Origin of the sequence: Amycolatopsis rhabdoformis (assembly GCF_035918295.1) — a bacterium.
GTDB classification, from domain to species: domain Bacteria; phylum Actinomycetota; class Actinomycetes; order Mycobacteriales; family Pseudonocardiaceae; genus Amycolatopsis; species Amycolatopsis rhabdoformis.
The window spans coordinates 10252934-10273741 of the sequence record NZ_CP142149.1 but is presented as its reverse complement, the minus strand read 5'-3'; the positions used below and the strand labels follow the sequence as shown (position 1 = coordinate 10273741).

The window sequence follows — 20808 nt, the reverse complement described above, 5'->3', positions numbered from 1 at the left end:
CGATCCGCCGCCGACTTCCCCATCGCCCCGGAGCTATTTGGTGGGTACCCTCAGCCGTCCACGAGCAGGCCCCGCAACGGCCCCTGCAACCGGCCGGCGCGGCGGGACACGCCGGGAAGCAGCACGAGCCGGTGGGTGCGTCGCTCGCCCCGGCGCTCGCGCTCGGCCTGCTCTTCGGCGAGGGGCCGCCACACGTGGTCGACCACGTCGGCCGGGTCGCCGTCCAGCTCCGCGACGGGGCGGCCCAGGTGCTCGGACCACAGCCGCAGCCGGGTGGCCCGGACCAGGGCGCGGTCGTCGGTGGCGATGTTGACTTCCGTGTCGTTGAACAGGGAGTGCTCGTTGAGGTTCGCCGAGCCCACGGTGAGCCACTCGTCGTCCACGATGCCGAGCTTCGCGTGCACGTACACCGGGGCGGACGAGTCGCCGTCGTGCGCGCTGATCGTCGTGGCGAGGAGGCGGCCGTTGCCGTCGTCCGCGTCGACGAGCCGGCCCAGCTGACCGCGGGTGGTGTCGGCGCCGTTGCTGGGTTTGCGCGGCAGCAGCAGAACCACGCGGAAGCGGTCGTCGGGCGGGTTGCGCAGCTTGGCGATGAGCACCTCGACGATTTCGGGTGACCACAGGAACTGGTTTTCCAGGTACACCAACCGCCGGGCCGACCGCAGTGCGCGCAGGTAGCTGTCGAGGATCGTGAACTCGCCCCGCCGCGCGAAGGCGTAGGTGTTGTCGGGCACCGTGCGCAGCAGCTGCACGGCAGTATCGCCGGCGGGCTCCGGCACGTCCGGCTGCGGCAGGTGCTCCCCCGCGATTTCGATCCACCGCTGTCTGAAGTGCTCCGCGACGTCCGCGACGACCGGCCCTTCGAGACGCGCCACGAGATCGTGCCACCCCATCGCCCGCGGCGGGTGGTCCGGGCTGTCGTGCCGATCGCCTTCCAGCGCGGTGAAATCCACCCCGCCGACGAACGCGACCACGTCGTCGACCACCACCACTTTCTCGTGGTGGCAATGCATCGTGCGTTCCCGGGAGTCCAGCTCGCAGCGCACCCCGGTGCCCGCGGAGAACTTCCGCTGCTCGTCGCGTGCCAGCCCACGCGTCGGCTTGAACGCCGGCACCGGCGGCCCCGCCCACAGCAGCACGCGCACATCGACCCCGCGACCGGCCGTCTCGGCGAGCAGCTCCCGCAACGTCGGCGCCCCCGGTTCGCGCGTGAGCCGGAAGTCCGCACTCGCGTGCCAGCCGGCGATGTGCACGTGGGACCGCGCCCCCCGGATGGCTCGCTCGATCACCGGCAGCGCCTCTTCACCGTCGACGAGCACCTCGACCCGGTTCTGCCGGCGGACCGCCGCCCGCCCACCGAACCGGTCCTCCCCAGCGGGCGGTTCGAGCACCGCGCCCCAGCCGAGCCCGCGCAGCCGCCGCCGGTGGTGAGCGCACAGCACACGCTCGAGCCGGTCGCCCAGCAGTTCGTCCGCCTTGTCCAGGAAGGAGCGAAGTGTCGTCACCCGTTCTATGTGACTACAGATCCGCCGCGTCCGCCGCGCAGTGACACTCCGCCGAGCACGGGACCGACGGTGGTCACTTCCTGTGCCGGCGGGTCAGTTGGTGGCGAGCCAGGGCGCGAGCAGCACTTCCAGATCCGCGTCCGACAACGCCCGCGGGTTCGAGCCGAAGCCCTGCCACCGCGAAGCGTCGCGCGCCGCGTGGAAATCCACGGCGTACGCGCGCATCAGCACGTACATGAAGCTCTCCGAGTCGAACCGCTCGCCCAGGAGGGTGCGGGCGGTGCGGGCCACGTCGGTGGCGGTGCTGCCGCCGGTGAGCTTCAGTTCTTCCGCCGCCGGGTCGAGCAGGCACGGGGTTGCGATCACAACGACTTCTCCATCACTGAAACGAAAACTCAGCCTTCGGCGGCCAGCTGGCCACACGCGGCGGCGATCTCCTGACCACGGGTGTCACGCACGGTGCACGCCACCCCACCCGCGTTGACCAGCCGCACGAACTCACGCTCGACGGACTTGGGGGAAGCATCCCACTTGCTGCCCGGCGTCGGGTTCAGCGGGATCACGTTCACGTGCACCAGCTGACCCAGGTGCTTGCGCAGGCGCTTCGCGAGCAGCTCCGCGCGCCACGGCTGGTCGTTGATGTCACGGATGAGCGCGTACTCGATCGATACTCGACGACCGGACGTGTCGGCGTAGTACCGGGCAGCGGAAAGAACCTCGTCCACCGACCAGCGGTTGTTCACCGGCACCAAGGTGTCGCGCAGCTCGTCGTCGGGAGTGTGCAAGGAAACCGCGAGACGGACCTGCATCTTCTCGTCGGCCAGCTTCCGGATCGCCGGCGCCAAGCCCACGGTCGACACCGTGACCGAGCGCTGCGAAATCCCCAACCCCGACGGAGCCGGCTCCGTGATCCGCCGCACGGCCGCCACCACGCGCTTGTAGTTCGCGAGCGGCTCGCCCATGCCCATGAACACGATGTTCGACAGGCGGCCGGGGCCGCCGGGCATGGTGCCGTCACGCATCACAGCGGCGGCGGAGCGGACCTGGTCCACGATCTCGGCCGTCGAGAGGTTGCGGTCGAGCCCGCCCTGACCGGTCGCGCAGAACGGGCACGCCATGCCGCAGCCGGCCTGGCTGGAGATGCACAGCGTCGCGCGGTCCGGGTAGCGCATGAGCACGCTTTCGATCAGCGTGCCGTCGTGGGCGCGCCACAGCGTCTTGCGGGTGGCGCCGCCGTCGGCGGAGAGGGCGCGCACCTCGGTGAAGAGCGTGGGCATCAGGTCGGCGACGAGCCGCTCCCGCGAGGCCGCGGGGATGTCCGTCATCTCGGCCGGATCGACGGTCAGGCGCGAGAAGTAGTGGTTCGACAGCTGCTTCGCACGAAACGCCTTCTCCCCCAGCCCCACCACGGCTTCGGCCCGCTCGGCGGCCGTGAGGTCGGCAAGATGGCGCGGCGGCAGGCCGCGCTTGGGCGCATCGAAAACAAGGGGGAGGGCAGTCATAACCGATCCAGTATCCCACATGCTGACGGCGCGCCGAGCAGACGGTCGAACATCCCCAAAACGGGCGACGTCCGCTCGGCCGCTGACCATGCGTGGACGTCACGGCGCCTACGTCATTCGACCAGTGCAGCGCGGGCTTGCTGCCGGATCCGCCGCGGCCGCGCACTGCCTAGCGTCGGAAGCCGAGACCAGGAAGGAGCCACCGATGAGCAATCGACCCGGTGCGCACCGCCTGCCTTCACCCAGCTTCGACGCTCACCTGCGGACAACCGCCGCCACCCGTCCTGGAGGCATCGTGACCCTCTCCCGCCGTGCCGTGGTGACCCTGTCCTGCCCGGACACCGCCGGCATCGTCCACGCGGTGTCGGGCTTCCTCGTGGACCGCGGGCTCACCATCGTGCAGAGCCAGCAGTTCGGCGACCCGATCTCGGGCCGTTTCTTCCTCCGCTTGGAATTCACCGCCGAAGACGGTTCGCCGCTGGACCTGGTCGCGTTCCGCCGCGACTTCGCCGCGGTGGCGCTGCGCTTCGCCCTCGAGTGGCGTCTGGCCGACGCCGCCGAGCGCACCCGCACGGTGCTGATGGTGAGCAAGTTCGCCCACTGCCTCAACGATCTGCTCTTCCGCACCTCGATCGGCGAGCTGAACCTCGACGTGGTCGCCGTGGTGTCCAACCACCCCGACCTCGGCCACCTCGCCGACAGCTTCGACGTGCCGTTCAAACACATCCCCGTCACGCACGCCACGAAGGCCGACGCGGAGGCCGCGCTCGTCCGGCTGGTGCAGGAGGAGAACGTGGACCTCGTCGTGCTCGCGCGCTACATGCAGATCCTGTCCGACGACCTGTGCAAGCACCTCGACGGCAAAGCCATCAACATCCACCACTCGATGCTGCCGAGCTTCAAGGGCGCCAAGCCGTACCACCAGGCCCACGCCCGCGGCGTGAAGGTGATCGGCGCCACCGCGCACTACGTCACCGCCGACCTGGACGAGGGCCCGATCATCGACCAGGAGCTCATCCGCGTCGACCACTCGCTCACGCCTGATCAGCTCGCCGCACGCGGCCGCGAAGCGGAAACCCGGGCGCTCGCCCGCGCCGTCCGCTGCCACACGGAAAACCGCGTGATCGTGGACGGCGGGCGGACCGTGGTGTTCCAGTGACGGAGCTTTCCGCGCGACCCGTCAGTTCGTGAGCGCCGAGAACCGCCGCAACGTCTCCTCCTTACCCAGCGCCTGCGTGATCGAGTGCAGGTCCGGGCTGCGGGTGGAGCCGGTGATCGCGATGCGGATGATCTGCGAAGCCTCGCGGATCGAGCCCGGGAACGCGTCGGGGTCCTTCTTGAGTTCCTTGGCGTTCTTGGCGAAGCCGTGCTTGGCGGCGACGTCGCGGATCTGCTGGAACCACTCCTGGCCGTCGTCGAGCTGCCGGTAGTTCGCCACGAAGTCCGAAGCGACGGCCCGCACCACGTCGGGCGCCACGCCGAGGGCGGCGATGCGCTCGTCGTCCGGGCCGGTCACGGGAGCGTGCAGCTGCGGGAAGAAGAACCCGTAGACAGCGCGGAACTCGCTCCACTTCTTGAGGTCCTTGCGCGGGTTCTCGGCGCCTTCGCGCTCGACGGCCAGCGCGCGCAGAGCCAGCTCCTCCGAAGACTCGAGCACCGACACCAGCTCCGGGTCGAACCGCTGCGCCCACGTGCGCACGGCGGCGAGGATCTCGGCGCCGGACAGCGTGGCGATGTGGTCGGCGGAGATGTCGTCGAGCTTCACCAGGTCCACGAGCGGGCCGGCGACGCCCATCTCGGCGAGGTTGATCGGCTCGTCGAGCGCCTGCGCGAGCGGCAGCTCGGCGAGGCGGCCGTTGGCGAGGCCGCGCAGGTAATACAGCACGGCCTCGACCGGGTAGCCGGCTTCGATGTAGAAGTCGACCGACGCCTCGGGGTCCTTGCGCTTGGAGAGCTTGCGCTTGCTGCCGCCCTCCTGCTTCATCAGCGGGGCGATGTGCGCGTAGGTGATGGGCTCGAAGCCGAGCGCGTCGAACAGCTGCTGGTGCACCGGCACGGACGAGATCCACTCGTCGCCGCGGATCACCAGGTTCACGCGCATCAGGTGGTCGTCCACGGCGTGCGCGAAGTGGTAGGTCGGCAGCCGGGGGCTCTGCTCGGAGCTCTTGAGGATCACCACGTCGTTGCGGTTGGCCTCGGCTTCGATCTTGCCGCGGATGGCGTCGGTGAAATGCACGCGCGCGCCGGTGTCGTCGGGCGCGCGGAAGCGCACGACCCACGGCTCGCCGGCGTCGAGCTTCGCCTTGACGTCTTCCGCCGACGCGTCGCGCCAGATCGCCCACGACCCGTAGTAGCCGGTGGGCAGCTTCGTGGCCTGCTGGCGCGCGGTGATGGACGCGAGCTCGTCCTTCGTGGCGAAGTCGATGTACGCGCGGCCTTCGCGCAGCAGGTGCCGCACGTAGGTGAGGTAGATCTGCTCGCGCGCCGACTGCTGGTAGGGCCCGTAGTCGCCGCCGCGCAGCGTGTCTTCGTCGGCCTGCAGGCCGAAGTAGGTGAAGCCGCGCTCGAACTGCTCCAGCGCGCCCTCGACTTCACGCGACTGGTCGGTGTCCTCCACGCGCACGAGGTAGCGGCCGTCCGAGCGCCGCGCGATGTCCTGGTCGATCGTGGCCACGTAGATGCCGCCGATGTGCACGAACCCCGTGGGCGACGGGCCGAACCGGGTCACCTGTGCGCCGGCGGGCAGCGGCCGCGCCGGGTAGTGCTGCTCCCAGTGCTCCGGCTCGGGCAGATCCGCGGGGAACAGGGCGTCGATGACCACTCGGTCCAGCATGGGGGGTCGGGTCTCCCAGGTCGTGTCAAGGCTGTCTTCCTACTCCTTCGAGTATCGCCGACCACCGCAAACGTGCCTCGCGCAGGTCCCCGACAGTCGTTAGGTTGCATCGCGATCGTTTTCGATATATCGTGAACCAGTCGCAACCGTTCGAGAAGGTTGCGATCCCGCACGCCTCGGCGAAGCCGAGGCCAACAACAAAGGACTACTGACATGAGGCACCCTCACCCCGGTGCGCGAGGCGCGCACCAACACGGAGAACACGGTCGTCCCGCTTTCGGCCCCTTCGGCCGCGAGTTCGGCGACTTCGGCTTCGGCCCCGGCGGCCCGATGGGTCGCGGGCGTCGTGGCGGCCACGGTCCCGGCGGACGCCGAGGCCACGGCCCGCGTCGCGGCCGGCGCGGTGACGTCCGCGCGGCGATCCTGACCCTGCTCGCGGAACAGCCGCGGCACGGTTACGAGATCATCCGCGAGATCGGCGAGCGCAGCGGCGGCTTCTGGAAGCCCAGCCCCGGCTCGATCTACCCGACGCTGCAGATGCTGGCCGACGAAGGCCTGGTCGTGAGCAAGGACGAGAACGGCAAGAAGCTGTTCGAGCTCACCGACGAGGGCCGCACGACCGCGGAGCAGCAGACCGGCACCCCGCCGTGGGAGCACTTCGCGGAAGACGTCGACCCGGTCGAGGTCGACCTGCGCAAGGCGGGCGCCACGCTCGCGGCGGCGGTCGTGCAGGTGATGCGCGCCGGCAGCGCGGGCCAGCAGGCCCGGGTGGTCGACGTGCTCAACGAGGCACGGCGGTCGATCTACACGATCCTCGGCGAGGTCGAGGTCGACGAAGAAGACGGGTCGCCGGAAGAAGCCGAGTGACCCGGCAGGACGAGGCCGGTGGGCTTGATCCGCGTGTGCACGCGGTAGCCCACCGGCAGCGTCACGTCGGAGCCGACCGTGCGCCGGCGCACCTCGGCGGTGGCGCGCTCGGCGACCTGCGCGCTGAACTCGATCTTCAGCACTGATTCCAGCGCGGCGTGGTCGGTGAAGCGCCAGCGCGTGGCCACGCGCCGCAGGCGGAAGCCTTCGCGGTCGAAGAACCGCTCGACCTCGGCCGGGTCGTAGTGCGGCAGGTCCGCCCGCAGCCACCCGCCGTAGGGCTCGCTCGTGGCGTCGAGGTCCACGATCAGGATCGCCCCGCCGGGCCGCAGCACGCGTTCCGCTTCACGCAGCCCCGGCTCGCAGCCCGGGCCGAAGAAGTACGCCGTGCGAGCGTGGACCACGTCCACGCTCGCGTCGTCGACCGGCAGCCGCTGCGCGCGGCCTTCGCGCACTGACACGTTCGGCAGGTCCTGCACCCGCTTCGCCGCGTCGCGCGCGAGCGGTGCGTGCGGCTCGACGCCGAGCACGGAACGCGCGTCGAGCGCGAAGCGCGGCAAGTGGAATCCGTCACCACAACCGAGGTCGAGCACGTCGCGACCGGTCCAGTCGCACTCCTCGCGCAGCACGCGCCAGATCTCGCCGTCGACGTCCTGCGCGCGGTTCTCCACCTCGTAGGCCTGCTGGAAGTACCAGATGTTGGGGCTCGGCAAGACTTCCGTGGCGCGGGAGCCGCGCGGGGAGCGGGAGAACCATCGCACGAACTCCTCCAACGACGTCGGTCGTGGACGGGTTCCACGATCAAGGCTCACAGCGAAAAAATCACGAGCACCGCATAGACTTTCCTACTCACCGGGAGGAGGCCGCGATGACCGTCGGTTCGGCCAGTTCAAACGTCATTCCGGCCGGCCTCCCGTGCTGGATCGAGGTGGCCTGCCGCGACGAAGCGGTGTCGCAACAGTTCTACACCGGCCTGTTCGGCTGGCAGTACGCCGTGCGCCGCGACCCCGCCACGCCCACCGGCCGCTACTGGATCTCGTCGCTCGGCGGCGAGCCCACCGGCGGCCTCTACCAGGCCGGCGCCCAGAGCGAGCCGGGCTGGACGCTGCATGTGTCCGTGCCGCACACCGCGAGCGCCGCCGAGTGGGTCGAGCACCTCGGCGGCCAGATCACGCTCGGGCCGGTCGCGATCCCCGACCGCGGCAACATCCTGCACGCGATCGACGCGGCGGGCGCGCCCGTGGTGTTCTGGGAGGCCCCGCCCGACTGGCGGTTCGTGACCGGCATCCCCAACACCTTCAGCGGCGCCGACCTCAACGCCCACGACGGCGCGGCGGCCGATCACTTCTACACCAAGCTGTTCAACTACGCGAGCCACCAGATCGGCGACGGCGAGAGCGTCGACTACGCGGAATACCTCATCGAGCACACCCCCGTGCTCTACCGCTACGTGATGGGCTCCGAGTACGACCGCGACACTCCCCCGCACTGGCTCGTCTACTTCGAGGTCGACCCGGCCCGCGGCTGCGACGCGACGGCCGGCCAGGCCCTGATGCTCGGCGGCAGCGTGGTGATCCAGCCCTACGACACCCCCTTCGGCCGCATGGCCATCCTCGCCGACCCGGACGGCGCGGTCTTCGCGGTAATCGACCACTCCCGCACCCTCGACGACGTCGGCCGCGCCGAAGTCGACGACCCCTACGACGACTGACGATCGCTCCGCTGCCTCAGGGAACCTCGGCACCGGCCGCGAGCTGAGTTGTGCACGCGTCCTGGATCTCCCGCACCAGCTGTTCCACCGGTCGGCCCCAGCCCTCGTCCCATTCGTCGTCCAGGCCGACGATCCGGCCGAGCGGAAGATCAAGAACGGCGTTGTCCCAACCGGACACGGAAACGATCCGGCACACCTTGTCGAGGACCCAGCGCTCGGAAGCCCGCCCGTCGGCGTGCAGACGCGCGAGTGCGGTGAACGCGACGCGGGCCGCGGCGGCGTCCGAAGCCGGGGTTGCTACCGCGCACTCGGCCAGCGCCGCGGGCAGCAGGTCGCGGACTTCCTGAGCGTCGGTGCCGCTGAGGCCGGCCAAGGCGACGAGCGCCTCACCGTCGTAGCCCCCGACGAGCCAGTGAGCCGCCCAGAGAGGGACGCGTTCGGGCGCGGCGGTGCCGAGCGCGGCCCACGCCGCGACCAATTCCGGAGCCGGGACCTCACCGGAGTCGGGTGCCGGCCAGTCGTACACACCGGTGATGATGCCCGACCGGACGGCGCAGGCCAGCACGAATTTTCAGCTGTCGCCTACGACCGGGCTTCAGGCGGCCCCACCAACCCGGTCAGCACCACGATCCCCGCGTACCCCGCCGCGACGATCCACATCGCCGTGCCCGGCAGCAGGCCACCCACGAGTGCGACGCCGATCGCGCCCCCGGTCTGGCGGGCCGCGTTGAGCACGCCCGCGGCGATGCCGGCCTTGCCTGGCAACGCGTTCATGGCCAGTGACGTCATCGCCGGCATCGCGAGCGAGCAGCAGCCGAAGACCACGGAGAACACGATCAGCAGCACCGGCGACGGACCGGCCGGCAACAGGGCGAGGCCGACCGCGCCGACGAGCGCGATGAGGCCGCCGGCGACGATCGGCAGGCGTTCGCCGAACCGGTGGGTGAGGCGGCCGCTCACGAAGGCGTTGAGGCCGACGGCGAGCGTCAGCGGCACCAGCGCCAGGCCGGCGACGAGCGCGGGGAGCTGCCACTCACGTTGCAGGAACAGGGCGAGGCAGAACAGGGTGCCGTAGAGGCAGAAGTTGAACAGGCCGCCGATGGCCGTTGCGACGGCGAAGGGCCGAACGCGAAGCACTCCCAGCGGCAGCACCGGCGCGGTGATCACCTTCTCTGCCGCCACGAACGCGATCCCGGCGGCAACACCCGCGCCGATCAGCCCGAGTGCGGTCGCGTCGCCCCACCCGGCGTGCCCGGCTTCGATGAACCCGGCGACCAGCGCCGCGAGCGCCGCCGTGCCGAGGATCTGCCCGACCACGTCGAGGCGTGCGCGCCGCTGCGGCGTGGTTTCGGTGACGTGCCGGCGGGTCAGCCAGATCGCGATGAGCCCGATCGGCACGTTCACGGCGAACACGAGCCGCCAGTCGGCCAGGCCCACGGCGAGGCCGCCGAGCACCGGGCCGGCCGCGAGCCCGACGCCGCTCATACCGCCCCACACGCCGAGCGCGCGAGCACGGGCGCCGGCGTCGGGAAACTGGTGCACGATCAACGCCAGCGAAGACGGCAGCAGCGCGGCCGCGCCAGCGCCTTGCACGGCGCGCGCGGCGACCAGCCACGGCAGCGAATCCGCTGTGGCACAAGCGATCGAGGCGAGCACGAACACCGCGGTGCCGACCTCGAACACCCGCCGCGAGCCCCACCGGTCCCCCGCCTCACCCCAGGTGAGGAGGAACGCGGCGAGCGCGACGGTGTAGGAGTCGACCACCCACTGCAGCGCGGCCGTGGACGGTTCGCCGAACTCGGCGCCGATGGCCGGCAACGCGAGGTTCACGATGGTCGCGTCGAGCGTGATCATCACGAACCCGAGGCACACCGCGGTGAGGGCGAGGCGGGCGGGAACGTGGTGCCGGGTCGAAGCGGTCATGCTTCGAGTGAAGCCCGGGAACACTTCGGCGGTCCACGAACGGTTCGCTCACGCTGGGAGGCCGAACCTCCCAGCGCTGGTCACGCCGGGACGAACGCCGAAAGCAGCAGCCAGGACACCACGGCCGAGGGCAGCAGCGAGTCGAGGCGGTCCATGATGCCGCCGTGGCCGGGCAGCAGCGTGCCCATGTCCTTGATGCCGAGGTCGCGCTTGATCAGCGACTCGACGAGGTCGCCCAGCGTCGCGGTGAGCACGATCGCCACGCCGAACACCACGCCCTGCCAGGTGTGGCCGTGGAGCATGAGGCTGATCGTGAGGATGCCGGCCACGATGCCCGCGACCAACGACCCGCCGAAGCCCTCCCAGGACTTCTTCGGACTGATCGTGGGTGCCATCGGGTGTTTGCCGCCGAGCACGCCGGCGATGTAGCCGCCGGTGTCGGAGGCGACCACGGCGATGAGGAACGTGAGGACCCGGCCCACGCCGTCCTCGGGCACCACGAGCATCGCGGCGAACGCGCCGAACAGCGGCAGGTACGCGCTGGCGAACACCGAGGCCGAGATGTCGCGCAGGTAGCCGTCGGCGCCGCCGGGCAGCCGCCACAGCAGGCACACCAGCACCGTGATCGCGAACGCGGTGAGCATGCCCGCGCGGCCGAACGGCCAGGACAACCAGATCATCGCCTGGCCGCCGACGAGCACGGGGATCATCGCGACCTTGGTGTTCGCGACGCGCTTGAGCACGCCGGCGAACTCGAAGGTGCCGACCCCGATGGCGATCGCGATGACCCCGATGAAGATGAAGCGGACGGTGAGGAGGGAAACGATGATGGCCGCGCCGAGCACCACACCCACGCCGATGGCGGCGGGCAGGTTCCGGCCGGCCCGGGAGGCCTTCTTGTCCGGCTCCGGCTGATCCGCCGACGGGGGCTGATCGGCCGGATCCGGCTCGGGGGTGTGCTCCACCCGCTCTTCTCGTTCCTCGCTCACCTGGCTCATCAGACCTCGAGCAGCTCGGCTTCCTTGTGCTTCACCAGCTCGTCGACCTGGTGCACGTAGGTGTCGGTGAGATTCTGCAGCTCCTTCTCGGCGCGCGCGACCTCGTCCTCACCCGCTTCGCCGTCCTTGGCGATCCGGTCGAGCTCTTCCTTCGACTTGCGGCGGATGCTGCGGATCGACACTCGGGCGTCTTCGCCCTTGCTCTTCGCGACCTTCACCATTTCCTTGCGCCGCTCTTCGGTGAGCTGCGGGATCACGATGCGGATCACGTTGCCGTCGTTGCTCGGGTTCACGCCGAGGTCCGACTCGCGCAGCGCCTTCTCGATGGCGCCGAGCTGGGTCTGGTCGTAGGGCTTGATGAGCGCCATCCGCGCCTCGGGCACGTTGACGCTCGCCAGCTGGTTCAACGGGGTCATCGCGCCGTAGTACTCGACGACGATGCGCGAAAACATCGACGGGGTGGCCCGGCCGGTTCGCACCGACGTCAGGTCGTCCTTCGCGACGGACACCGCTTTTTCCATCTTCTCCTCGGCGTCGAGGAGGGTCTCGTCGATCACGGCTACTCCCGGTGTTTGTGATGGTCGAACCTGTGCTGATCCCAGCAGGTCTAGGCCGACGCCCCGTCGGCGGGGGTGCTGACCAGCGTCCCGATCCTCTCACCACTCACCGCACGGGCGATGTTCCCCTCGGTGAGCAGGTTGAAGACGATGATCGGCATGTTGTTGTCCATGCAGAGGCTGAACGCGGTGGCGTCGGCGACCTTGAGGCCGCGCTCGAGCACCTCGCGGTGGCTGATCTCGTGGAACATGGTGGCGCTCGGGTCGGTCTTCGGGTCGGCGGTGTAGACGCCGTCCACGGCCTTCGCCATGAGCACGGCCTCACAGCCCAGCTCGAGCGCGCGCTGCGCGGCAGCGGTGTCGGTGGAGAAGTACGGCATGCCGACCCCGGCGCCGAAGATGACCACACGGCCCTTTTCCAGGTGCCGCTCGGCGCGGCGCGGGATGTAGGGCTCGGCGACCTGGCCCATCGTGATGGCGGTCTGCACGCGAGTGGGCAGGCCTTCCTTCTCCAGGAAGTCCTGCAGGGCCAGGCAGTTCATCACGGTGCCCAGCATGGCCATGTAGTCGGCGCGGTCACGGTCCATCCCCCGCTGGGACAGCTCCGCACCGCGGAAATAGTTACCTCCGCCGATCACCACCGCCACCTGCACGCCGGTGCGCGCGACCGCGGCGATCTGGCGCGCGACGGAGTGGACGACGTCGGGGTCGACCCCGATCGAGCCGCCACCGAACATCTCGCCGCCCAGTTTCAGCAGCACCCTTCGGTAGCCACCGTCGACCCGGTCACCCATCTGTGTGTCGCCTCCTGTGATCGATGGCCGCCGTTCCCCCTTGTGAGGGGTGCCGGGCGGCTCGGACCCGACTGTGCCTTTGACCCGACTGTGCCCCGTCCCCGCACCGCGGAGACGGGGCACAGTGGCAGAACCTAGTCCCAGTACCTCGCTCAGGCCTGGCCGACCTCGAACCGGGCGAACCGGGTCAGGGTCACGCCGGCCTCGTCGAGCAGGGCCTTCACGGTCTTCTTGTTGTCCTTGACCGAAGGCTGCTCGAGCAGGACGTTGTCCTTGTAGTACGCGGTGACCTTGCCTTCGATGATCTTCGGCATGGCCTGCTCGGGCTTGCCCTCTTCGCGGGCGGTCTGCTCGGCGATGCGGCGCTCGTTCTCGATGATCTCGGCCGGCACCTCTTCGCGGGTGAGGTACTTCGCGCGCAGCGCGGCGACCTGCATCGCGGCACCGCGAGCGGCCTCGGCGTCGTCACCGGTGAACTCCACGAGCACACCCACGGCCGGCGGCAGGTCGGAGCCGCGGCGGTGCAGGTAGGTGGCGGTCTTGCCCTCGAACGACACCACGCGGCGCAGCTCGAGCTTCTCGCCGATGCGGGCCGAGAGCTCCTGCACGGTGTCGATCACGGGCTTGCCGTCGAGGTCGGCGGCCTTGAGGGCCTCGACGTCGCTGGTCTTGAGGTTCTTCGCCACGCCGACGATCTTCGCGGCGAGCTGCTGGAAGTCGTCGTTCTTGGCGACGAAGTCGGTCTCGGAGTCGAGCTCGATGAGCACGCCGCCTTCGCCGGTGACCAGGCCTTCGGCGGTGGCGCGCTCGGCGCGCTTGCCGACGTCCTTGGCACCCTTGATGCGCAGGAACTCGACGGCCTTCTCGAAGTCGCCTTCGTTCTCCTCGAGAGCCCTCTTGCAGTCCATCATGCCGGCGCCGGTCATCTCGCGCAGGCGCTTCACGTCAGCGGCGGTGTAGTTCGCCATCGTGTTGAATCCGTCCGTTTCAGGTACGTGTGAGGTGATCAGCGCCCGGGCGGCCCTGCGCGGGCCGCCCGGACACGGTGGATCAGGAGTTGGCCGGGGCCTGCTCGGTCACGGCTTCGGGCGTCGCCTCGGCGACGGCCTCGGTGGCCACGGCCGCCTCGGTGGCGGCCTCGGTCGCGGCAGCCGCCTCGGTGGCGTCCGCGGCGGCGGTCTCCGAGCCGGCGAGCAGCTCCTTCTCCCACTCGGCCAGCGGCTCGTCCGACACGCCCGGCTCCGGCTTCGCGTCAGCCGACGCGCCGCCACGGCTCGAGCGGGCCATCAGCCCCGCGGCGGCGGCCTCGGCCACCACCTTGGTGAGCAGAGCGGCCGAGCGGATCGCGTCGTCGTTGCCCGGGATCGGGTAGTCGACCTCGTCCGGGTCGCAGTTGGTGTCGAGGATCGCGACGACCGGGATGTTCAGCTTGCGAGCCTCGCCGACGGCGATGTGCTCCTTCTTCGTGTCGACGATCCACACCGCGCTCGGCACCTTGGCCATGTCGCGGATACCGCCGAGGGTCTTCTCGAGCTTGTCCTTCTCACGGGTGAGTGTGAGGATCTCGCGCTTGGTGAGACCCGCGAAGCCGCCGGTCTGCTCCTGCGCTTCGAGCTCCTTGAGACGCAGGAGGCGCTTGTGCACGGTCTGGAAGTTGGTCAGCATGCCGCCGAGCCAGCGCTGGTTCACGTAGGGCATGCCCACGCGCGCGGCTTCGTTGGCGATCGCTTCCTGAGCCTGCTTCTTCGTGCCGACGAACATGATCGTGCCGCCGTGCGCGACGGTTTCCTTGATGAACTCGAACGCACGGTCGATGTAGGTCAGCGTCTGCTGCAGGTCGATGATGTAGATGCCATTGCGCTCGGTGAAGATGTAGCGCTTCATCTTCGGGTTCCACCGACGAGTCTGGTGCCCGAAGTGCACGCCGCTGTCGAGCAGCTGCTTCATGGTGACGACGGCCATTGCCGGAATCACACCTTCTCTGTAGTCGCGCACCCCCGCGGTTCGCGCCCGCGGACGTGCTCATTCGGTTTGTCGCTCGCGGCCGGGTGACCGCTCGCCCTGGTGCTCGTGCCGGTGTCCGGACCCCGGTGCTCTCCCACTTTCGAGAACCCCGAGGACCGCCGGGCGCCGTGCGACTCCTCCGTCCGGAACTCCGTCTTTCCACGGAACCGGCCGGGGCTGCGCGCACGAGCACGCGAAGTCAGCCCAGCGAGTGGGCTGCGGGAAAGATTCTACCCCCTGCCACCAGCGACGCCCCCACCGGCAGCGGTCCCGCCCACCGGAGTTGTCCACAACTCCGGCCGCCTGTGGATAACTCGGCTTGTTGGCAGGGTGCCGGTCGGGGGGTGCGTGATGATCGAAACCGTGATGACGACCTTGGGTTCGACGTTGTGCGGTTCACGGTGGGGGCGGGGGTTTGTGGTGGGGTGTGGCGGGTTTGGTGAGTGGGGTGGGGTGCGTGATTCGGGGTCCCCGGTTGGGTCGGGTCGGGTTCGTGGCTCGGGCGGGATGGGGGTGCTGGGTGCGCTGGGCGGGTTGGCTTCGGTGGGCTCGGTACGAACTTCGACCGATGCGCGCTCTTCTCATGGCGTAGGTGCCCCGCGCGGCCCGAGTGGTTCGGGTGGTTCGAGGCTTGGCCCGGCCGCTTCGGATCAAGTTTCACGGGCACCGGATGCCGTGCCGAGTTCGGACGGCCCGGATGGTCCGCCTACGCCGGAAGTCCCACGCGACTTGAGCGCTTCCGCTGCGACCAGCGCAGTGCCGGCTTCCGACAGCCACGGCGCTTCAGACCCGCTAGGCACTTCAGGAGATACGGGCGCTTCGCATGGCCTGGGTGCCCTGCGCGGCCCGAGTGGTTCAAGGGACCAGCGGACCATGCCTTGTGCAGACGCTTCGGACCACGTTTCGCGGGCACCGGATGCCGTGCCGAGTTCGGATGTCCCCGATGATGCGCGGGCACGGCAAACCTCAGACAACTTGAGTGCATCGGCTGCGGCGAGCGGTGTGCCGGATTCCGGCAGCCGCAGCGCTTCAGACCCACTGGGCACGCCGGCCGATCCCCGCAATTCGCACGACGTAGGTGCCCCGTGCGACCCGAGTGCCGCGGGTGACCAGCGGTCCACGCCGGGCCTGATTGCTTCGGACCACGTTTCGCGGGCACCGGATGCCGTTTCCAGTTCGGACTGCCCCGATGACCCGCCTACCCGCAAAACCTCAAGCGCAGTGAGTGCCTCGGGTGCGGCGAGCACTGTGCCGGATTCTCGCGGCCACGGCCCTTCAGAACAGCTGGGCACTTCGGCCGATACGCGCACTTCGCACGATGTATCTGCCCCGCGTAGCCCTAGTGCTTCGGGTGCGGCGGGCGCTGTGCCGACTTTCGGCAGCCGGGCCGGTTCAGACCCGGTGGGCACTTCGGCTGGTAGGCGCGCTGCGCGTGACGCAGGTGCCTTGCGCGAGCCGAGCGAATCCGGTGACCGCTGTTCTGCGCCCGGCCCGGACGCGGACAGCCTGCCCGCGCCGGATGTCGTGGCGATGCCGTGGGTTGCGCGGACCGCACCGTCGCCGGATCGGGTGCATCGGAGGGGGCGGCATCGGCGGCCTGGGCAGCCGGGGTGGGCTCGTTGGGTCGAGATGTTGAGGCGGGCTGCGGCGCGGACGCGGCTGGTGGTGGCGGTGGCGTTTCTGCTGCTCGCCGTGGTGCCGAGTGTGGGGGCCGGGCAGGCGGTGGCAGCCGGGCAGGCGGTGGCGGAACCGCCGGCTCCGTCCGCGTCGCCCGCGCCCAACGTGGGTGCGCAGGCGGGGAGGTTGGCGTGGCCGTTGACGCCGCGGCCGAACGTCGCGCGGTTCTTCGAGCCGCCGGCGACCGTGTACGGGCCGGGGCACCGGGGCGTGGATCTGGAAGCGGCCGCGGGGCAGGACGTGTTCGCGGCCGACATGGGGGTGGTGATCTTCGCGGGGCAGGTCGGGGGCCGGGGGGTGGTGGCGGTGGACCACGACGGCGGGCTGCGGACGACGTACCTGCCCATCGCGCCGACCGTCGCGACCGGGGATCAGGTGTATCGCGGCCAGAAGCTGGGCACGGTGGTCGCGGGGCATCCGGGGTGTCCGACGGCGGCGTGTCTGCATTGGGGTGCCCGGAAAGGAGAGGAGTACATCGATCCGCTGGCGCTCGTCGGGGTGCCGGGGCGGGTGCGGCTCAAGCCGTGGGCCGACTCGCGGTGAAGGTGGTCAGGCGATGGGCCGGCTCGCGGTGAAGGCCGTCAGCCGGTGCACCGACGCGCGGTGAGAGGCGTTCAGGCGGTGGGCCGGCTCGCGGTGAAGGCCGTCAGCCGGTGCACCGACGCGCAGTGAGGGGCGTTCAGGCGGTGGGCCGGCTCGCGGTGAAGGCCGTCAGCCGGTGCACCGACGCGCAGTGAGGGGCGTTCAGGCGGTGGGCCGGCTCGCGGTGAAGGCCGTCAGCCGGTGCACCGACGCGCAGTGAGGGGCGTTCAGGCGGTGGGCCGGCTCGCGGTGAAGGCCGTCAGCCGGTGCACCGACGCGCAGTGAGGGGCGTTCAGGCGGTGGGCCGGCTCGCGGCGAGGGCCGTCAGCCGGTGCACCGACGCGCAGTGAGGGGCGTTCAGGCGGTGGGCCGGCTCGCGGCGAGGGCCGTCAGCCGGTGCACCGACGCGCAGTGAAGGTGGTCAGGCGGTGGGCTGTTCGGTCAGCTTGGCGCGCAGGCGCATCACGGCGCGGGTGTGCAGCTGGCTCACACGCGACTCGGTGACGCCCAGGACCTTGCCGATCTCGGCGAGGGTGAGGCTTTCGAAGTAGTAGAGGCTGACCACGATCTTGTCGCGCTCGGTGAGCTGGGCGATGGCTTCCGCGAGCTGGCGGCGGTTGTCCTGGTCGACGAGGACGGCGACCGGGTCGACGGCGCCGTCGTCGGGGAGGGTGTCCACGAGCGAGCCGCTGTCTTTGCCGGCCGCGACGAGGTCCTCGAGGGCGACGACGCTGGTGAGCTGGAGCTGGCCGTAGAAGTCGCGCAGGTCGTCGAGGCCGATGTTGAGCTCGGTGGCGAGTTCGGCGTCGGTGGGGGTGCGGTGCAGGCGCGCGCCGAGGCGTTCGAGGGCGCGCTCGGCCTCTTTCGCCTTGCTGCGCACCGCGCGCGGCACCCAGTCCTGGGAGCGGAGATCGTCGAGGATCGCGCCGCGGATGCGTTGCATCGCGTAGGTCTCGAAGCGCAGGCCGCGCGCCGGCTCGAACTTCTCGATGGCGTCGACCAGGCCGAAGATGCCGGACTGCACGAGGTCGCCGACGTCGACGTGCGTGGGCAGCCCGGTGCCCACCCGGCCGGCGACGTACTTCACCAGCGGGGCGTAGTGCAGCACCAACCGGTCGCGCGAGGTCTGGTCCGGCTTGTCGGCGAACTGCTGCCACAAGGCCTGGATGCCCGCGTCGACGTCATGACCTGGACGCCCGTCGTCACTGACGGCGCCCTCGCCGGCGGCGGTGCTCACCCCGGCGTCCGTGACTTGCGGCGTGGAGGTCATTGCACGGTCGTTCTCGGCATGCGGCTCAGTATGGTCTCCGTGCTCGTGCGGATGCGCGTGCGTCGGCGGTTCGGCCTCCGGTTTTCCGGCCGAGCCGCCACCGGCCTCGTCAGGCCCGGGGGTGTGCTCGGTCATGGATCGCCTTCAGCCGATCGACGGTCACGTGAGTGTAGAGCTGGGTCGTGGCAAGCGTAGCGTGACCGAGCAGTTCCTGAACGCTCCTGAGATCGGCACCTCCTTCCAGCAGATGGGTGGCGGCCGAGTGGCGTAGTCCGTGTGGGCCCATGTCGAGTGCGCCGGGTACCGCCGACACGGCTTCGTGCACCACGCGCCGCACCGCTCGCGGATCGAGCCGGCTGCCGCGAACCCCCAGGAACAGGGCCTGTTCCGACTTCGCACCGGCGAGTTCCGGACGCCCCGCCTCCAGCCATTCCGACAGCGCCTCGGCCGCCGGAACGCCGAACGGCACCGTCCGCTCCTTATCCCCCTTCCCGATCACCGAGACGACACGCCGCCCGAAATCGACCGCGCCGACATCCAGACCACACAACTCGGACACCCGGATGCCACTCGCGTAGAGCAACTCGACCACCGCGCGGTCACGCAGCGCAACCGGATCCCGTTGCTCTGCTCCCTTCGCGGCCGCGTGCATCAGCTCGCCCGCCTGATCGGCCCGCAGCACACCCGGCAGCGTCCGGTGCGCGCGCGGCGCCGCGAGCCGGCCGCCCGGGTCCTGGGGCAGGGCGCCCTGGCGGTGCGCCCACGCCGTGAACGTCCGCGCCGCCGCCGCGCGCCGCGCCAACGTCGTGCGGCCCGCCCCGTCGGTGCGCTGCCCCGCCAGCCACGCGCGAAGCAGGCCGATGTCGAGATCGGCGAGCGTCCGCGCCGGGCCGTCGTCCTCCGCCGCGGTCAGGAACCCCAACAGGGACACCACGTCGCCCACGTACGCGCGCACGGTGTGCTGCGACAACCCCCGCTCCAGCGCCAGATGCCGCTCGTACTCGGCCACCAACGCCCGCTCCCCCGCGGGCAACGCCTCCCGCACGGCCCGCAAATCCACGCGCGGCGGCCCTTTCCTCCGCCCGGCACCCCGCGGGGTCGCGTCCCGGTGGGCGCTCGCTGACGACATGCCGATCACGCTGCGCGAACCACCGCCCGAGGTCAAGCATCGCCACGCCGATCACCGCGGTCGTTCGCTGGGGTTGTGGTGCGGTACCGGACTTTTCGCGTCCCGCGGCTCGCTCCTGACGGTCGGCGATGACACGTCGCGTCGAACGCCGTCGGTCGTGGAAACGGAATCGCGCCGTGCAGCGTGACCTGCGGTGGGTGGCGTTCATCGCGGCGCCGAGCGCGTGATGCGGCGCCAGCCGGTGTCGCCGCGGACGGTGAAGCCGTCGAGTTCCAGCTCCGGCAGCACGGCGCGCACCCGATCGACCGGGACGCCCGCGGCCGTGGCGACCTCCTCGGCCGAGCGGCCGGCGCGAGGCAGCAGCGCTTCGTAGACGCGGAGGGCTTCGGGGGCGAGGACGTCAGTGGGCCTGCGCGGCCGCGGGTTTTCCGGTTCGGGCGCGGGGCCGAAGCGGCCGACGGTGTCGACGACCTCGTCCACAGAGGTCACGAGCGTCGCTTTGCAGTCGCGGATGAGGGCGTGGCATCCGGCTGAGTTGCCGGACTGGACGGGGCCCGGCAGCGCCATCACCACCTTGCCGAGGGCGCCCGCGGTGGTGGCGGTGTTGCGCGCGCCGCTGCGGATGCCGGCTTCGATCACGACGGTGCCGTCGGTGAGGGCGGCGATCAGGCGGTTGCGCACGAGGAAGCGGTGTCTCGCGGGCGGGGTGCCCGGGGCGTACTCGCTCACGACGGCACCGCCGTTTTCCGCGATGCGGTTCAGCAGGTCGATGTGGCCGGCCGGATACCCGACGTCCGCCGCACAGCCCAGCACGGCGACGGTGACCCCGCCCGCGCTGAGCGCCCCGCGATGGGCGGCGCCGTCGATGCCGAGGGCCGCGCCGGAGAACACGGGCACGCCACGGGTCGCGAGACCGTGTCCGAGCTCGGCGGCGTGGTGCTCGCCGTAGTTCGTGGCGAGCCGCGCTCCGACCACGGCGACCGCGCGATCGGCCGCCTGCGCGAGGTTCGCTTCGCCGCGCACCCACAACGCGAGCGGCGACGCGACGTTCTCCACACCCCGACCGGTCGCGACCGCGAGCGAGAGCAACGGCCACGCGGGCCATTCCTCGTCTTCCGGCACGACCAGGCGCGTTCCGGCTTTCGCCGCCGTCTCCAGGTCCCGCTCGGCGAGGTCGACTTCCCTGCGGGCGGCGGTCTCCCGCCGAACCTTCTCCGGGCAGTCCCCGCTGCGCACCCGCGCCGCCGCCTCCACCGGCCCGCGCTCCCCCACGAACGCCACCAACGCCGGCGCCGGCGGCTCGGCCACTCGCACCAGGTAGGCCCGGGCGAGCCGCTGCTCATCGACGGCTTGCCGGGTGGCAATGGCGGTCACGCGGCACCTCTGGGTCTCACGACGCACAGCCGGCGCGGGGAGAGGATCTCGCGGATCTGGGCGGGGTCTCGGGGTTGTGGTG

Annotated in this window: 20 protein-coding genes; 5 read left to right on the top strand and 15 right to left on the bottom strand. The window is 70.6% G+C overall.

Annotation, left to right across the window (positions count from 1 at the left end):
* Positions 1-50 precede the first annotated feature (50 nt).
* The 3 genes from VSH64_RS47835 to rlmN form a co-directional block, all read right to left on the bottom strand.
* A complete protein-coding gene (locus tag VSH64_RS47835; protein ID WP_326569364.1) occupies positions 51-1505 on the bottom strand; it encodes a phospholipase D-like domain-containing protein in 1455 nt (484 codons plus the stop codon).
* Positions 1506-1598: 93 nt separating this feature from the next.
* Positions 1599-1868: a hypothetical protein gene (locus VSH64_RS47830; protein ID WP_407655723.1), complete on the bottom strand. Its 270-nt coding sequence runs from the start codon at positions 1866-1868 to the stop codon at positions 1599-1601.
* 32 nt (positions 1869-1900) lie between these two features.
* On the bottom strand, positions 1901-3007 hold the full coding sequence (gene rlmN, locus VSH64_RS47825) for a 23S rRNA (adenine(2503)-C(2))-methyltransferase RlmN (RefSeq protein ID WP_326569362.1): 1107 nt from the start codon (positions 3005-3007) through the stop codon (positions 1901-1903).
* Positions 3008-3212: 205 nt separating this feature from the next.
* Here rlmN and purU point away from each other — a divergent pair, with 205 nt between their 5' ends.
* Positions 3213-4166: a formyltetrahydrofolate deformylase gene (purU, locus tag VSH64_RS47820; RefSeq protein WP_326569361.1), complete on the top strand. Its 954-nt coding sequence runs from the start codon at positions 3213-3215 to the stop codon at positions 4164-4166.
* A 21-nt stretch (positions 4167-4187) separates the two neighbouring features.
* Here the strand turns inward: purU and VSH64_RS47815 are convergent, their stop codons facing one another.
* Positions 4188-5840 (bottom strand): glutamate--tRNA ligase, encoded by a 1653-nt coding sequence (locus VSH64_RS47815; protein WP_326569360.1) that lies wholly within the window; start codon positions 5838-5840, stop codon positions 4188-4190.
* A 213-nt stretch (positions 5841-6053) separates the two neighbouring features.
* On the opposite strand from VSH64_RS47815, the gene VSH64_RS47810 reads away from it, so the two are divergent.
* Positions 6054-6707 carry a PadR family transcriptional regulator gene (locus VSH64_RS47810; RefSeq protein WP_326569359.1) on the top strand — a complete coding sequence of 218 codons (654 nt, stop codon included), beginning with the start codon at positions 6054-6056 and terminating at the stop codon, positions 6705-6707.
* Here VSH64_RS47810 and VSH64_RS47805 read toward each other — a convergent pair.
* The gene (locus tag VSH64_RS47805; RefSeq protein WP_326569358.1) at positions 6644-7468 is read right to left on the bottom strand and encodes a class I SAM-dependent methyltransferase; all 825 of its coding nucleotides are present in this window, start codon (positions 7466-7468) and stop codon (positions 6644-6646) included. The genes VSH64_RS47810 and VSH64_RS47805 overlap by 64 nt on opposite strands.
* Positions 7469-7575: 107 nt before the next feature.
* Here VSH64_RS47805 and VSH64_RS47800 point away from each other — a divergent pair, with 107 nt between their 5' ends.
* Positions 7576-8418: a VOC family protein gene (locus VSH64_RS47800; RefSeq protein WP_326569357.1), complete on the top strand. Its 843-nt coding sequence runs from the start codon at positions 7576-7578 to the stop codon at positions 8416-8418.
* Positions 8419-8434: 16 nt separating this feature from the next.
* Here the strand turns inward: VSH64_RS47800 and VSH64_RS47795 are convergent, their stop codons facing one another.
* From VSH64_RS47795 to rpsB, 7 genes are all read right to left on the bottom strand, one after another.
* Entirely contained in the window at positions 8435-8944 is a 510-nt protein-coding gene (locus tag VSH64_RS47795) for a hypothetical protein (protein ID WP_326569356.1), read from the bottom strand.
* A gap of 56 nt (positions 8945-9000) precedes the next feature.
* Positions 9001-10341, bottom strand: a complete 1341-nt coding sequence (locus VSH64_RS47790; RefSeq protein ID WP_326569355.1) for an MFS transporter — start codon at positions 10339-10341, stop codon at positions 9001-9003.
* 80 nt (positions 10342-10421) lie between these two features.
* Positions 10422-11339: a phosphatidate cytidylyltransferase gene (locus VSH64_RS47785; RefSeq protein WP_326569354.1), complete on the bottom strand. Its 918-nt coding sequence runs from the start codon at positions 11337-11339 to the stop codon at positions 10422-10424.
* Positions 11339-11896: a ribosome recycling factor gene (gene frr, locus VSH64_RS47780; protein ID WP_326569353.1), complete on the bottom strand. Its 558-nt coding sequence runs from the start codon at positions 11894-11896 to the stop codon at positions 11339-11341. The genes VSH64_RS47785 and frr overlap by 1 nt, the downstream gene beginning before the upstream one ends.
* Before the next feature lie 50 nt (positions 11897-11946).
* Entirely contained in the window at positions 11947-12690 is a 744-nt protein-coding gene (gene pyrH / locus VSH64_RS47775; RefSeq protein ID WP_326569352.1) for a UMP kinase, read from the bottom strand.
* Positions 12691-12842: 152 nt separating this feature from the next.
* On the bottom strand, positions 12843-13658 hold the full coding sequence (gene tsf, locus VSH64_RS47770; protein ID WP_326569351.1) for a translation elongation factor Ts: 816 nt from the start codon (positions 13656-13658) through the stop codon (positions 12843-12845).
* A gap of 82 nt (positions 13659-13740) precedes the next feature.
* On the bottom strand, positions 13741-14652 hold the full coding sequence (rpsB, locus tag VSH64_RS47765) for a 30S ribosomal protein S2 (RefSeq protein WP_326569350.1): 912 nt from the start codon (positions 14650-14652) through the stop codon (positions 13741-13743).
* A 1704-nt stretch (positions 14653-16356) separates the two neighbouring features.
* Here rpsB and VSH64_RS47760 point away from each other — a divergent pair.
* Entirely contained in the window at positions 16357-16914 is a 558-nt protein-coding gene (locus VSH64_RS47760; RefSeq protein ID WP_407655722.1) for a M23 family metallopeptidase, read from the top strand.
* 460 nt (positions 16915-17374) lie between these two features.
* Here VSH64_RS47760 and VSH64_RS47755 read toward each other — a convergent pair whose 3' ends face one another.
* Positions 17375-18223, bottom strand: coding sequence for a FliA/WhiG family RNA polymerase sigma factor (locus tag VSH64_RS47755; protein WP_407655617.1), 849 nt, complete (start codon positions 18221-18223; stop codon positions 17375-17377).
* Positions 18224-18332: 109 nt separating this feature from the next.
* Positions 18333-19352 carry a tyrosine recombinase XerC gene (locus VSH64_RS47750; RefSeq protein ID WP_326569347.1) on the bottom strand — a complete coding sequence of 340 codons (1020 nt, stop codon included), beginning with the start codon at positions 19350-19352 and terminating at the stop codon, positions 18333-18335.
* On the opposite strand from VSH64_RS47750, the gene VSH64_RS47745 reads away from it, so the two are divergent.
* A complete protein-coding gene (locus VSH64_RS47745) occupies positions 19351-19539 on the top strand; it encodes a hypothetical protein (protein WP_326569346.1) in 189 nt (62 codons plus the stop codon). The genes VSH64_RS47750 and VSH64_RS47745 overlap by 2 nt on opposite strands.
* Positions 19540-19556: 17 nt before the next feature.
* On the opposite strand, the gene dprA is transcribed toward VSH64_RS47745, so the two are convergent.
* A complete protein-coding gene (dprA, locus tag VSH64_RS47740; protein ID WP_326569345.1) occupies positions 19557-20726 on the bottom strand; it encodes a DNA-processing protein DprA in 1170 nt (389 codons plus the stop codon).
* Positions 20727-20808 lie beyond the last annotated feature (82 nt).

What these genes read in the sequence shown, in the direction of transcription:
- rlmN (WP_326569362.1), bottom strand. Translation starts at nt 3,007, where the DNA reads ATGACTGCCCTCCCCCTTGTTTTCGATGCGCCCAAGCGCGGCCTGCCG.
- VSH64_RS47745 (WP_326569346.1), top strand. Translation starts at nt 19,351, where the DNA reads ATGCCGATCACGCTGCGCGAACCACCGCCCGAGGTCAAGCATCGCCAC.
- rpsB (WP_326569350.1), bottom strand. Translation starts at nt 14,652, where the DNA reads ATGGCCGTCGTCACCATGAAGCAGCTGCTCGACAGCGGCGTGCACTTC.
- VSH64_RS47750 (WP_326569347.1), bottom strand. Translation starts at nt 19,352, where the DNA reads ATGTCGTCAGCGAGCGCCCACCGGGACGCGACCCCGCGGGGTGCCGGG.
- VSH64_RS47810 (WP_326569359.1), top strand. Translation starts at nt 6,054, where the DNA reads ATGAGGCACCCTCACCCCGGTGCGCGAGGCGCGCACCAACACGGAGAA.
- VSH64_RS47815 (WP_326569360.1), bottom strand. Translation starts at nt 5,840, where the DNA reads ATGCTGGACCGAGTGGTCATCGACGCCCTGTTCCCCGCGGATCTGCCC.
- VSH64_RS47800 (WP_326569357.1), top strand. Translation starts at nt 7,576, where the DNA reads ATGACCGTCGGTTCGGCCAGTTCAAACGTCATTCCGGCCGGCCTCCCG.
- VSH64_RS47755 (WP_407655617.1), bottom strand. Translation starts at nt 18,223, where the DNA reads ATGACCTCCACGCCGCAAGTCACGGACGCCGGGGTGAGCACCGCCGCC.
- tsf (WP_326569351.1), bottom strand. Translation starts at nt 13,658, where the DNA reads ATGGCGAACTACACCGCCGCTGACGTGAAGCGCCTGCGCGAGATGACC.
- VSH64_RS47785 (WP_326569354.1), bottom strand. Translation starts at nt 11,339, where the DNA reads ATGAGCCAGGTGAGCGAGGAACGAGAAGAGCGGGTGGAGCACACCCCC.
- purU (WP_326569361.1), top strand. Translation starts at nt 3,213, where the DNA reads ATGAGCAATCGACCCGGTGCGCACCGCCTGCCTTCACCCAGCTTCGAC.
- VSH64_RS47790 (WP_326569355.1), bottom strand. Translation starts at nt 10,341, where the DNA reads ATGACCGCTTCGACCCGGCACCACGTTCCCGCCCGCCTCGCCCTCACC.
- pyrH (WP_326569352.1), bottom strand. Translation starts at nt 12,690, where the DNA reads ATGGGTGACCGGGTCGACGGTGGCTACCGAAGGGTGCTGCTGAAACTG.